The 12,542-nt window shown below is 68.8% G+C and carries 13 protein-coding genes; 7 read left to right on the top strand and 6 right to left on the bottom strand.

Going from position 1 to position 12,542, the window contains the following annotated elements; translation table 11 throughout:
• Positions 1-1,449, top strand: coding sequence for an MFS transporter (locus tag ACZ3HV_RS19070; RefSeq protein ID WP_465686018.1), 1,449 nt, complete (start codon positions 1-3; stop codon positions 1,447-1,449).
• Here ACZ3HV_RS19070 and gndA read toward each other — a convergent pair.
• A complete protein-coding gene (gene gndA, locus ACZ3HV_RS19065; protein ID WP_465686017.1) occupies positions 1,377-2,816 on the bottom strand; it encodes an NADP-dependent phosphogluconate dehydrogenase in 1,440 nt (479 codons plus the stop codon). The genes ACZ3HV_RS19070 and gndA overlap by 73 nt on opposite strands.
• A 181-nt stretch (positions 2,817-2,997) precedes the next feature.
• Between gndA and ACZ3HV_RS19060 the strand changes: the two genes are divergently transcribed.
• The 3 genes from ACZ3HV_RS19060 to ACZ3HV_RS19050 are packed head-to-tail and all read left to right on the top strand — an operon-like array spanning position 2,998 to position 5,369.
• Positions 2,998-4,161 carry a hypothetical protein gene (locus tag ACZ3HV_RS19060; RefSeq protein ID WP_465686015.1) on the top strand — a complete coding sequence of 388 codons (1,164 nt, stop codon included), beginning with the start codon at positions 2,998-3,000 and terminating at the stop codon, positions 4,159-4,161.
• Positions 4,052-4,822, top strand: coding sequence for a DUF2961 domain-containing protein (locus ACZ3HV_RS19055; protein ID WP_465686013.1), 771 nt, complete (start codon positions 4,052-4,054; stop codon positions 4,820-4,822). Before ACZ3HV_RS19060 ends, ACZ3HV_RS19055 begins: the two co-directional genes overlap by 110 nt.
• A 10-nt stretch (positions 4,823-4,832) precedes the next feature.
• Entirely contained in the window at positions 4,833-5,369 is a 537-nt protein-coding gene (locus ACZ3HV_RS19050; protein ID WP_465686011.1) for an isochorismatase family protein, read from the top strand.
• Between the two features lie 15 nt (positions 5,370-5,384).
• Here ACZ3HV_RS19050 and ACZ3HV_RS19045 read toward each other — a convergent pair whose 3' ends face one another.
• Positions 5,385-6,185: an SDR family NAD(P)-dependent oxidoreductase gene (locus ACZ3HV_RS19045; protein ID WP_465686010.1), complete on the bottom strand. Its 801-nt coding sequence runs from the start codon at positions 6,183-6,185 to the stop codon at positions 5,385-5,387.
• Positions 6,186-6,224: 39 nt separating this feature from the next.
• Here ACZ3HV_RS19045 and ACZ3HV_RS19040 point away from each other — a divergent pair, with 39 nt between their 5' ends.
• Positions 6,225-6,830, top strand: a complete 606-nt coding sequence (locus ACZ3HV_RS19040) for a TetR/AcrR family transcriptional regulator (protein WP_465686008.1) — start codon at positions 6,225-6,227, stop codon at positions 6,828-6,830.
• On the opposite strand, the gene ACZ3HV_RS19035 is transcribed toward ACZ3HV_RS19040, so the two are convergent.
• Entirely contained in the window at positions 6,827-7,648 is an 822-nt protein-coding gene (locus ACZ3HV_RS19035; protein ID WP_465686006.1) for an NAD(P)H-binding protein, read from the bottom strand. The two genes, ACZ3HV_RS19040 and ACZ3HV_RS19035, sit on opposite strands and share 4 nt — an antisense overlap.
• A gap of 100 nt (positions 7,649-7,748) precedes the next feature.
• On the opposite strand from ACZ3HV_RS19035, the gene ACZ3HV_RS19030 reads away from it, so the two are divergent.
• The gene (locus ACZ3HV_RS19030; RefSeq protein WP_465686004.1) at positions 7,749-8,615 is read left to right on the top strand and encodes a class I SAM-dependent methyltransferase; all 867 of its coding nucleotides are present in this window, start codon (positions 7,749-7,751) and stop codon (positions 8,613-8,615) included.
• On the opposite strand, the gene tyrS is transcribed toward ACZ3HV_RS19030, so the two are convergent.
• Both tyrS and ACZ3HV_RS19020 read right to left on the bottom strand, forming a co-directional pair.
• On the bottom strand, positions 8,593-9,813 hold the full coding sequence (gene tyrS / locus ACZ3HV_RS19025) for a tyrosine--tRNA ligase (protein WP_465686002.1): 1,221 nt from the start codon (positions 9,811-9,813) through the stop codon (positions 8,593-8,595). The genes ACZ3HV_RS19030 and tyrS overlap by 23 nt on opposite strands.
• A 171-nt stretch (positions 9,814-9,984) precedes the next feature.
• Positions 9,985-10,995: a phosphotransferase gene (locus tag ACZ3HV_RS19020; RefSeq protein ID WP_465686000.1), complete on the bottom strand. Its 1,011-nt coding sequence runs from the start codon at positions 10,993-10,995 to the stop codon at positions 9,985-9,987.
• A 72-nt stretch (positions 10,996-11,067) separates the two neighbouring features.
• On the opposite strand from ACZ3HV_RS19020, the gene idi reads away from it, so the two are divergent.
• On the top strand, positions 11,068-11,634 hold the full coding sequence (gene idi / locus ACZ3HV_RS19015) for an isopentenyl-diphosphate Delta-isomerase (protein WP_465685998.1): 567 nt from the start codon (positions 11,068-11,070) through the stop codon (positions 11,632-11,634).
• Here idi and ACZ3HV_RS19010 read toward each other — a convergent pair.
• Complete coding sequence (locus ACZ3HV_RS19010; protein WP_465685996.1) at positions 11,629-12,537, bottom strand: NAD(P)/FAD-dependent oxidoreductase; 909 nt, start codon at positions 12,535-12,537, stop codon at positions 11,629-11,631. The two genes, idi and ACZ3HV_RS19010, sit on opposite strands and share 6 nt — an antisense overlap.
• Between the last annotated feature and the right edge of the window lie 5 nt (positions 12,538-12,542).

Below are 12,542 nucleotides of genomic sequence, written 5' to 3'. Positions count from 1 at the left end.
ATGGCCGACATCACCAGGTCGGAAGCGGCTGCAGAGACGCAGCAGGTGCCGGACGTGCGGCGATGGTGGGCGTTGGCGGCCGTCGCAACGGCGCAGCTGATGATCGGCATCGACCTGACCATCATGAACATCGCACTGCCGTCCGTGCAGCGATCACTCGGACTCGCGGACTCCACCCGCCAGTGGGTGATCACCCTCTTCGCCCTCGGGTACGGCGGCCTCCTGCTGCTCGGCGGCCGGATGAGCGACCTGATCGGGCGTCGGCGTGCCCTTCTCATCGGCCTGACCGGCTTCGCGGCGGCCTCGGCCCTCGGTGGTGCCGCAACCGGTCCGGCCATGCTGCTCATAGGTCGTGCTCTGCAAGGAGTCTTCGGCGCGCTCCTCACTCCCGCCGTACTGGCGACCCTGGCCGCGTCCTTCCCCCTGCCTGCCGAGCGTGGGAAGGCGTTCGGCATCTATGGCACCGCAATGGGAAGTGCGTCCGGTCTAGGTGTCCTGATCGGCGGTGTGCTGACCGACTACCTCGACTGGCGCTGGTGCATGTACGTCAATCTCCCCGTCGCTGCGTTGGCGGCCGGCGGCGTGCTGTACGCCGTCCGACCGGTGCAGAGAGCGGATGGGGTGCGCGTCGACATCGCAGGTGCACTGCTCGCAACCACCGGCTTGATGGGACTGGTGTTCGGCTTCGCCAGAGCGGAGCCGGATGGCTGGAGTGCACCCGCAACCTGGCTGCCCCTGACCGCCGGAGTCCTGTTGCTCATAGCGTTTGTCGCAGTCCAGTCGCGAGCCAAGGCGCCTCTGCTGCCACTGCGGGTCGTCCTCAACCGCAGGCGCGGTGGGTCGTACTTGGCGGTGTTCAGCCTGGCGATCGGCATGTTCGCCGCATTGTTCTTCCTGACGTTCTACCTGCAGAACATCCGGCACTACTCACCGGTGCGAGCCGGCCTGGCCTTCCTGCCGCTGACCGTAGGCCTGATGGCTGGCGTGCGCGCAGTGAGCCCACTGTTGGCCAAAGCAGCAGTGCGCTCACTTATCTGCCCAGGGCTGGTCACCATCGCAGCAGGACTGACGCTGCTGGGGTTCCTCAAGGCAGACAGCAGTTACTGGCTACATGTCATGCCCGTGTTCCTGCTGGTCGGACTGGGCACGGGTTGGGTGCTGGTCACGGCGAACAGCACCGCTACCCTCGGCGCCGGCCCCGACAGTGCGGTGGCCGGCGCCATGGTGATGACGTCTCAGCAGGTAGGTGCATCACTCGGTACGGCGCTGCTCAGCACAGTCGCCGGGACCATAGCCGCCCACTCCGACGCCGTACACGGATTCACCGTGGCAAGCCTCGGAGCGGCCGGCTTCCTGTGCCTCGCGGCAGTCGCGGTCTACTGGGTCGTTTCGGAGCGGTCGCCGGACCACTCCAGGTGGAAGGTGCCCTCACGGTCGACCCGCTTGTAGGTGTGTGCACCGAACAGGTCCCGCAGACCCTGGATCAGTGCGGCCGGCAAGCGCTCGGCCCGCAGTCCGTCGTAGTACGACAGGGCCGCTGAGAAGCCAGGAGCAGGTACGCCCACCTGCGCCGCCGTCGCGACCACCCGTCGCCAGGCCTCCTGCCCGTTGGCGACCGCTTCCTTGAAGTAGTCGTCCACCAGCAGCGAGGGCAGCGCCGGGTTCCGGTCGTACGCCTCCTTGATGCGGTCCAGGAAGCGGGCGCGGATGATGCAGCCGCCGCGCCAGATGGTCGCCATCGCGCCCAGGTCGATGTCCCAGTCGTACTCCTCGCTGGCCGCCCGGATGGCGTCGAAGCCCTGCGCGTACGCGACCAGCTTCGACGAGTACAGCGCGTGCCGCACGTCGTCGATGAACGCGTCCCGGTCGACGTCCGCCTTGGTCTCGGCCGGCCCCGGGAGTACGCCGGCTGCCGCGGAGCGCCGTACGACGTCACCCGACAGCGACCGCGCGAAGACGGCCTCGGCCATACCGCTCACCGGGATGCCGAGGTCGAGCGCGGACTGGACGGTCCACCGGCCGGTGCCCTTCTGCTCGGCCTGGTCCAGTACGACGTCCACGAATGCCCCACCGGTGGTCGGGTCGGTCTGGCTGAGCACCTGGGCGGTGATCTCGATCAGGAACGACTCGAGGTCGCCGGTGTTCCACTCCAGGAACACGTCCGCCAGCTCGGCCGGGGACAGCCCGAGCACGTGCCGGAGCAGGTCGTAGGCCTCGGCGATCAGCTGCATGTCGGCGTACTCGATGCCGTTGTGCAGCATCTTGACGAAGTGCCCCGCGCCGTCCGGTCCGACATGCACGCAGCATGGCTCGCCGTTCACGTGCGCTGAGATCTTGGTGAGCATCGGCTCGAGCGCCGCGTACGACTCCGGTGATCCGCCCGGCATGATGCTCGGGCCGTTCAGCGCGCCCTCCTCGCCGCCGGACACGCCGCTGCCGACGAAGTGCAGCCCCTGCTCGCGGAGCGCGGCCTCGCGGCGCCGGGTGTCCAGGAAGTGCGCGTTGCCGGCGTCGACGACGATGTCGCCCTCGTCGAGCAGCGGCACCAGTTCGTCGATGACCGCGTCGGTCGGCGCGCCGGCCTTGACCATGATGATGATCCTGCGCGGCAACTCGAGCGACTCGACGAAGCCGGCCAGGTCGGTGGACGGGACGAAGTCGCCCTCGGAGCCGAACTCCTCGACCAGCGAGTCGGTGCGCGCCTGGGAGCGGTTGTGCAGGGCGACACGGAACCCGTTGCGCGCGAGGTTCCGGGCCAGGTTGCGACCCATCACCGCGAGGCCGGTGACGCCGATCTGGGCTTTGGCAGAACTCATCGAATCTCCCGCAGTCTCAAGTTGTGTGCGCACCCAGTCTGCGTCCATCGACCAGCGACAGGTCCAGCGGGTGCCACCTCGTGGACAGCAAAGTCGTCGCCGCCGACCTCTTCTCAACCACGGTGAATCGATGGTAGGTATCTCAGAAATCGATTTCCCATGACGTCGGAAAGGCCGCCCCATGCTCCGTCGTGCCGTTGCCCTCCTTGTCTGTTCGTTGCTAGTGCTCACCGTCCCGGTCTCGGCGTCAGGCAGCACAGCCGCGGGAAACGACAACGGACCGGTCGGGTGGGAGGTGTATCGCAACCTCGACCGGCTGCCCGAGCTGCAGACCGGCGTACGGACCAAACAGTTCTCCAGTTTCGGCCGCGACGGCACCAACAACGACGGGTTCGACGGCAAGTACTCCTGCCTGCGTACGACGGACGCCGGGTGTGTGATCGCGGAGGACTCCGGCCCGGGCGAGGTCGCGTCGATCTGGTTCACCCGCGACGAAGGCAACGTCACCAAGACCGGCACGATCACCGTCGAGCTCGACGGCAAGCAGGTCCTGCACGCCGCACTGCAGGACATCGTCGACGGCAAGCTCGGCGCGCCGTTCAGCTACCCGCTGGTCGCCAACGGGGTGCAGACCAGCGGCGGTGTCTACATCCGCGTCCCGATGCCGTACCGCTCCTCGATGCGCATCACCACGCAGAGCAATCCGTACTTCTACCACGTCGACTACCGCCAGTTCCCGGACGCGAACGGCGTGAGCACGTTCGACCCGAGTGACAAGGCCGAGGATGTCATCGCCCTGCTCAAGGCCGCCGGCACGAAGGACCCCAAGCCCGCGCAGCCGAACAGCAAGACCACCGCAACTTCGGTGAACCTTGCCCCCGGCAAGCAGCTGACCCTGGCCGATACTGCCGGCCCGGGTGAGCTGACCGCGCTGCGCCTCAAGCTTCCCGAGATCGTCGGGCTCGACCTGAAGAGCTTCGCCGACGACGGCCGGGCGTTCGTCGGGAGCAGCAAGTTCACCGTGAAGGTCGACCCGGCCAACACCGGCGTGAAGCTGATCCGCCGGATGGACCTGCGGATCGGCAATCAGCGCGCGAAGGTCCTCGTCGACGGCGTTCAGGCCGGCGAGTGGGCGCCGCTCAAGGCCCAAGGTGCGCAATGGCTCGACCAGGTCGTCGAGCTGCCCGCGAGCGCGACCGCCGGCAAGTCGCAGCTCACGATCACCAACGAGTTCGGTGAAGCCGTCCGACTCGTTGCTGGCCGGCGTCCGCGTGCAGGTGACCATCGACGGACAGAAGCGGGTCGACGCCCCGATCGGCGAGTTCTTCGGCTCCGGCCTCGGTGAGAACCCCGTCCGCTCCCTGTTCTTCGCGATGGACCCAGACGGCTGGTACTCCTCGTGGTGGCCGATGCCGTACGCCGCTCGCGCCAAAGTCACTCTGGTGAACACGTCGGCGTACCCGCTGACCGGCCAGCACGAAGTGACCGCGTCACGTGATGCACGCAAGGCGGTCGACTTGGTGACAGGCAAGACCGGCTACTTCAGCGCGATCTCGCACCGGGGCGAGACCACACAGAGCAGCGACTGGACGTTCGCGGACGTCACCGGTCGCGGCACCTTCGACACGCGGCTCACCTGGACAGTCCAGGGCGCCACGAACGCGCCGGTCTGGGAGGTCGCATTGAACGTCGACTCGGCGTTGCCCGTCCAAGGCGACCCCGGCGGGTTCGGTCGCGACGGAGACGTTGCGGGCCTGCCGAGCTGGTCGATGGCGACGGGGACTGGGCCTCAGCGTCGTCACGGCGTACCGGCCGGGCTCAGCCTGGGCCGAGGACAACCACTGGTACGACCGGTCGAACGGCGCGGTCGCCTGGCAGCCACTTGGCAACCGGGTGGGCGCCCGCTCCCACCCGGTTCGTACGACGGCGGCAGTTGGCGGCTCGGATTCTCGGGCACCGAGCAGGACGTGGCCTTCGCGGAGAACCTGGCCGCCGGTCTGAACTAGTGTCGGTGCCGTGACCACGCTGACCCTGCATCCTCGTCGTACGGCGCTCGTCCTGATCGATCTGATGCCGCGGATCATCGCGCTGGACACGGCGCCGCTGGCCGGGCCGGAGGTGCTGGCGCGCTGCGTCGCGCTCGCGAACGCGACCCGGTCGGTCGGCGGGCTGGTCGTGAATGTCCGGGTCGAGCGGCCGGGGGTCGAGGTCCAGCCCGAGGGGAGCGGATTCGCGCCGGAGGTCGCCCCGCGGCCGGGCGACCTGGAGATCGTCAAGCGGTCGGTCGGCGCGTTCGGCCGATCGCCCCTCGATCCGGAGCTGCAGGCCCGGGGGATCGGGACCCTGGTGCTGGCCGGCATCGCGACCAACTTCGGCGTCGAGTCCACCGGCCGCGGCGCGGACGACCTCGGCTACGAGACCGTCTACGTCACGGACGCGATGACCGGCCTCGACCAGGACGCCCACGACTTCGCGGTGTCGTACGTCTTCCCGCGCTTCGGCACCCTCTGCACCGGGACGGAGTACATCGCGGCCCTCAGCGCGTCCGCCTGAAGCGAGACAGTGCGCTCAGACGGCGAGGCGGCCGCCGTCGATGGGCAGGGTGGTGCCGTGGATGAGGGCGGCCTCGTCGGAGGCGAGGAAGACGATGCCGGCGGCGACCTCGGCCGGAGTACCGACCCGCTGCAGTGGCGTCGTACCGGCCAGGCCGTCCAGGTTGTCACCGAGTACGGCGGTGCCCTCGGTCCGGGTCGGGCCGGGGCTGACCGCGTTCACCCGCACCCCGGCCGGGCCGAACTCGGCCGCCCACGACTTGGTCAGCAACTGCAGTGCCGCCTTGCTCGAGCCGTACAACGCCATCCCGGCCATGCCGAACGACGCCACCATCGTGGTCAGGTTGACGATCGAACCGTGACCGCGCTCGGCCATCAGCGGCGCGAGTTCGGCGACCAGGTAGAACGGTGCCCGCACGTTCACGGCGTACACCTCGTCGAAGTCGGTGTCCGGAACCTCGGCGGTCGGCGCGAACGGGAAGATCCCCGCGTTGTTCACCAGTACGTCGACATGCCCGTCGCCGAGCGCGATCGCCTGCTTGGCCAGCGATCGCACACTGTCCAGGTCAGCGAGGTTCGCCTGGACGAAGTCGGCCCGGCCGCCGGCCACCCGGATCTCCTCGACCGCTTGGTTGCCCCGGGCAATGTCCCGGCCGCTGATCACCACGTGCGCACCCCGCCGGGCGAGCTGGTTGGCCACCTCTCGCCCGATCCCGCTGTTACCGCCGGTCACCAGTGCGGTCCGGCCGGCGAAGTCCTGCGTCATATCGAGTCCCATCGGGTAGTTGGAGTAATTGCTCCAATAGTCGCCATCCAAAATTGGAGTATCAACTCCAAAATCGGTACGCTGAAGACCGTGGACAAGCGACTGACGAAGAAGGGCCAGGCGACCCGCGACAGGATCGTCACCGCGGCCGCCCAGCTGATGCTCGAACAAGGCGTCGCGCGGACCACGATCGAGGACATCCAGGCCGCGGCCGGCGTGAGCCCGTCGCAGCTCTACCACTACTTCCCGGGCAAGGACGCGCTGGTCCGCGCGGTCGTCGACCACCAGACCGGTCGCGTGCTGGACGTTCAGCAGGAGGGTCTCGACCACCTCGACAGCATCGATTCGCTGACCCGCTGGCGCGATCTGATGGTCGGCATCCTGACCGAGGTGCAGTGCGTCGGCGGGTGTCCGCTCGGATCACTGGCCAGCGACCTCGCCGAGAGCGACCCGGTCGCCCGGGTTCAGCTCGCCAACGCGTTCGGCAGTTGGGAGGAACTGATCCGTGACGGCCTCGTCAGCATGCAGAAGCGCGGCGAGCTGAGCGAATCCGCCGACCCCGGCGAGCTCGCGGTCGCGATGCTGGCCGCCGTCCAGGGCGGCCTGCTGCTGAGCCAGGTACGACGCGATCCCGCGCCACTGCGGACGGCGGTCGACACGATGATCGCCCACCTCCACACATTGACCAAGAGCTAGGCGAACAGGCCCGCGTTCTCTCGGACCCAGTCCTCCAGCGTTCGGGGCGCGCGTCCGGTGATCTGCGCGACGGTGTCGTTGACCGACGTCTCGTCGATGGTGCCGTCACCGAAGAAGCCCTCGATGGCGCTCGCGTACTGCGGCGGCATCGAGGCATGCAGCGCGTCGTGAGTCTCCGAACGGCTCATCGGGTACGCCGTCAACGCCCGGCCGATGCCCGCGCCGAGAATCGCGACCTGTTCGAGCGGTCTGAGGGCGACCGGACCGGTGAGCCGGAGAACCTCGCCGTCGTGCCCATCCTGGAACGCACGCACCGCGACGTCCGCGATATCGCGCGGATGAATCGTGGACACCGGCACCTCGGGGAACTGCACCCGGATGACGTCCCCCGCGCGTACCTGGTCGAGCCACCGCAGCGTGTTGGACATGAAGGAGTTCGGCCGCAGGAACGTCCACTCCAGCCCGGACGCCTGCACCGCTTCCTCGGCCGCGTGGTGATAGGCGGCGACCGCGTTCGAGATGTCGGCGCTGTCGAGTGAGCTGCTGGACAACAGCACGACCTTCCGTACGCCGGCCCGCACCGCATTCCCCAGTAGTTCCTCGACCCGGTCGTACCCGCTGAGCAGGAAGATCCCGGTCACCCCGGCCAACGCATCGACGAACGAGTCCGGCTGGTTCAGGTCGCCATACACAGGCTCGATGCCATCCGGCAGGGCAGTTTCCGACCGGATCAAAGCGCGGCCCGCAAGACCCTGCGCCGCCAGTGATTGCACCACCGCGCCACCCGCGTTGCCCGTCGCGCCCGTGACCAGGATCATCTGCGCCCCTCCTCGGATCAGAGCGCACAGCCTGCCACACGCCCAGAGTCATGAACCGGATCGAATGCTGATCCGTAGAGGAGGGCAAGGAGAGGGGACCATGATGACCGGCACCGACACCGAGTGGGTCGCTCCAGCGAACGCGGACCAGTTGAAGGCGTGGGACACCACGGAAGGCGTGTTCTGGGCGGAGCAGGCGGAACTGTTCGAGCACAGCCTGGAGCGGTACGACGACTGGCTGCTGCGAGCGGCCGCGATCCGTGAGGGTGACCGGGTCCTCGATGTCGGCTGCGGTACCGGTAGTACGACGCGCGCCGCGGCCTGGCTGACCGGATCGGGTACGGCGCTCGGCGTCGACCTGTCCTCACCGATGCTCGCGGTCGCGGCCGATCGGGCCCGGGACACCGGTGCCGGGAACGCGACGTACCTCCAGGCCGACGCCCAGGTGCACCCGTTCCAGTCGGACTCCTTCGACGTACTGCTCAGTCGCACCGGCTGCATGTTCTTCGGCGACCCGGTCGCCGCCTTCACCAACCTCGCGCGAGCGACGAAGCCCGGCGGACGCCTCGCCCTCCTGGTCTGGCAGCCGCCGAGCCAGAACCCGTGGTTCACCGAGCTCACCACCGCGCTCGCAGCCGGCCGAACGCTCCCCACGCCGCCCATGGAAGCCCCGAGCCCGTTCGCCCTGGCCGACCCGGCACGGGTCGCCGACATCCTCACCACAGCAGGCTTCGCCACCCCGGAATGCGAGGCTCTCAAGGAGCCCATGTACTGGGGTCCGGATGTACCAACCGCCCTCCACCTCACCCTGGGCGTGCTGGGCCGGCTGCTCGACGACCTCGACGCCGACGCCCGGACCCGGGCGCTGACCAATCTGCGCAGGACTCTCGTCGCGCACTACACCTGGGACGACGGCGTCACGTTCCCGTCAGCGGCCTGGCTGGTCACCTCCCGCAAACTCGCGTAGGGCTGCTCGCAGTTCTGATCCGGTGCCAGGTGCGGGCACCCGACTTGATCACTACGTCGGTGCTCAGGTCCACGGTTCCCGCCGGGTCGTCCGTACGGACGCCGTTGATGGTGACGGCGCCTTGGCGGATCAGCCGGCGGAGCTCTGAGTTGCTGTCGCTCGGTCGGGCAGCGCGCAGCAGGTCCAGGGCTGTCGCGGTCGCGTCGGGTACGACGACCTCCGGGATGTCCTGGGGTTGGGACCGCTCGGAGAACGTCCGCTTGAACGCGTCCAGCTCGGCCTTCGCCGTACCCGCGCCGTGGTAGCGCGTCACCACCGCCGCGGCCAGCCGGAGCTTCGCGTCCCGTGCCTGCGGACCGCCGTGCGCGGCGGCGGACTCGAGCGCGGCGACCGTGTCCAGGGGCAACTCGGTGTAGACGCGAGCGTAGGGCTCGACCAGCGAGTCGGGGATGCTCATCAGCTTGCCGAACTTGTCCCGTGGGCTGTCGGTCAGGCCGATGTAGTTGTTCAGCGACTTCGACTGCTTCGCGCGGCCGTCGATACCTGGGGTGATCGTCGTCGTGATCACCACTTGCGGCGGTGCGCCGAGCCGCTGCTGGAAGTGCCGCCCGAGTTGCTCGTTGAACAGCTGGTCCGACCCCACGATGGTGAGATCGCTGCGCATCGCGAAGCTGTCGTAGCCCTGCAGCACCGGGTACACCAGCTCATGGACGCCGATCTCGCGCCCGGCCGCGACCCGGTCCCGGAACATGTCCCGGCTCATCAACTGGGCCTGCGTGACCTGGGCGAACAGACCCAACAGCTCCGCCACGCGCATCCCGTCGTACCACTCCGAGTTCCGCCGTACCTCGAACACCGCGGGATCCGTCCGCAGCACGAGTGACACTTGCTCGAGGAACGACGCCGCGTTCGCGTCGATCTCCTCCGGCGTCAGCACCGGCCGGGTCTCGGAGCGGCCGGTCGGGTCGCCGACGCGCGTGGTCAGATCGCCGAGCAGGAACACGACCTGATGGCCGAGGTCTTGCAGTTGCCGCATCATCCACAGGTTGACCGCGTGCCCGAGATGGAGGTCGGGTGCGGTGCAATCGACGCCGTACTTGATCCGCAGCGGCCGTCCGGATGCCAGCCGATCGCGCAGATCGTCCGCGCCGATGATGGAGTCGGTGGTACGACGTAGTCGGTCGATGACCGTGTTCACAGGGGTTTCCTCTCGAGACGAGGCACCCTCGCGATCGACAGCGCCTCCGGGCAACAAAAAAGACACAGGAACCGGGGGGTCCTGTGTCGGAGGCTCTGGGTGGAGCGAGGTGCGGGGACTACCGAATGCCGGCTCCTCCCAGAGCCGGTCGATACGCCACGCGTCGCTTGATCACCACGTCACAGTAGCAGCGCCGAGCCGGACGAGGTATTGGGTTAACTCCAGCCGCTGCTGGAACAAGTCCGCCAGTTCCGGTGTCACCGGTTCGGCCAATCGCCCGACCGGCAGCGACAGCAACGCACTCCGCAGCAGCAGCGACCCGTCCAGTCCGGCCCGTACGTCGTCCGCCGTGACGGATCCGAATCCCTCGGCGACGAGCCCGGCGTGATACCGGTCGATGACGAGCTCCCGCAGTACGGCGAACTCCTCGACGCCGAGCGTTCCCTGGTGGGCCCGGCCGATCAGCAGCTGGCCGAGGTCGTCGCCGGCGGCAACCATTCCGCCGGGGGACCAGTCGACGGCGACGATGCTCTTGCCCTGCAGGAGCAGGTTCTGCGGGCAGGCGTCGCCGTGGCTGAGGACCTGCTGCCGGTCGGCGAGTTCGTCCAGGAGCGTGGGGATGTACGCGGCCAGGTCGATGAGACCACGGCGTACGTCGTCCGCCCCGGCGAGCAGGGGATGCGTCCAGGTCGCCTCGTCGAGCAGTGGCGGCAAGATGAGCGGGCGGACGAGTCCGTCGATCATGGCTCGCGTCAGGCGTTCCGGCGTACGGTCGACCGGTGCGGGGAGGGCGTCGTTCTTGGTCAGCCGGGCGTTGAGCCGGCCGAGGAGCTCGGCGGCGTCGCCGTACCGGTCGTGATCCCACTGTGAGTCGGTCGTCTTGACGTCTTCGAGGACCAGGATGACGTGATCCGGGTCCGGCTCCTGGACGTCGTACAGGATGGGGAGACGGAGGCCGGCCGGGAGCGAGGAGGCCAGGCCGTCGAGGTAGACGTCGGCCTCGTAGCGCCAGAGATCGGTGTCGAGGGCCAGGCTGCGGAACTCGTCGGGGAGCAGGGGGAGCACCTCCCAGTCGCGGTACGAGCGCAGCACCTTCACGAACCGCCCGTGACCGCGGTACAGACCGGCGGTTGTGGGCGAGCTCACGTCGTACGGCACCGGCTCGAGGCTGCTGAAGTCCATACCACCGTTCTACGGGCGGACCGGCCTTGCCCACATCGGTAGGAATTGCCTATTCCGACTAGGCTCCGGAGTGTGACGGAGGAACGAGTTGTGCTGCTGGATGACGGTGGGCGGGCGATCGGGACCGAGGCCAAGGCGACGGTTCATCACGCAGCGACGCCGTTGCATCTGGCGTTCTCCGGGTACGTGGTCGATGCGGCCGGGCGGGTGCTGCTGACCCAGCGGGCGGCGGACAAGCCGACCTGGCCGGGCGTCTGGACCAACAGTTGCTGTGGGCATCCACTTCCGGACGAGCCGGTCCACGACGCGGTCCTGCGGCGGCTCGCCGACGAGCTCGGGATCGTCACGGACAGTGCCGAGCTGGTGCTGCCGGAGTTCCGGTACCGGGCCGAGATGCCGACCGGCGTGGTGGAGAACGAGCTGTGTCCGGTCTACCGGGTCCGATGGACCGGCGAGCCCACGCTCAATCCCGCGGAGGTGGCGTCGTACCGCTGGGTCGACTGGGCTGCCGTGCGTGACGTCCCGGGTCTGTCGCCATGGTGCCTCCTGCAACTCGACGAGCTCGACCGGCTAGGTCCGACGCCCGCGGACTGGCCGCTCGCGGACCCGGCGCTGCTGCCGCCGGCCGCCCGGCTATAGCTCCCGCTCGAGCAGATCCGCGTGCAGTGCGACGGCCGCGGTACTCGCGTGACCCGCCGCTCCGATCGCGAGCAGCGCCGGTACGGTCGTCGTGCCGACCGCGTAGACACCGGGAACGCTGGTCCGGCCGGCTTCGTCGGTTGCGACCGCACCGTCCGCGATCCGGCACCCGAGCCGCTCGGCGAGATCACTCTGTTGATGCTGCCGGACGACCATGAACACTGCCCGCGGGTCCAGCGCCTCGCCGGTCGCCAAGAGCACGCGGACCTGGTCGTCGCCAGTCTGGACCGCCTCGACCCGCTCGGTGCGGACGAGGACTCCTGCCTTGCCGAGCCTCGCCAACTGCTCGTCGGTGAGCTCATCGCCGTCAGTGCACAAGGTCACGGCGGTGCTCCATCGGCTGAGGAGGAGCGCCCGGGCGACCGACCGGTCCGGCAGACCGCGCATCCCGAGCTGCACGAGTGGCTGGTCGCGCACCTCCCACCCGTGGCAGTGCGGACACGCCACCACCAGGCGGCCCCAGGAGTCCCAGACTCCGGGCACCTCCGGCAGCTCGTCCCGCAGGCCGGTCGCCAGCACAACAGCCCGCGCCCGCACGCGACCGGACCCGTCACCATCGGCGCCGACCACGAAACCGAGCCCGTCCTCGTCCGGTGCCGCGTCCTCGACCCGGCTGTCCCGGACGTCCACGCCGTACTCCTCGAGCTGCCGGCGTCCGATCGCGAGCAGTTCACCCGGTGACGGATCCTCCACACCCAGGTAGTTGTGCACGTGCGCGGCCGCCCGGTTGCGCGCCCGACCGTCGTCGAAGAGCACCACCCGCCGCCGTGCCCGACCCAACGTCAGCGCGGCCTGCAGCCCCGCCACACTCCCACCGATGACCGCCGCGTCATACAAAACCATTCGCC

The organism is Kribbella sp. NPDC020701, from assembly GCF_055562215.1.
The sequence above is the reverse complement of the archived record's forward strand: the minus strand, read 5'-3'. Positions and strand labels throughout refer to the sequence as shown.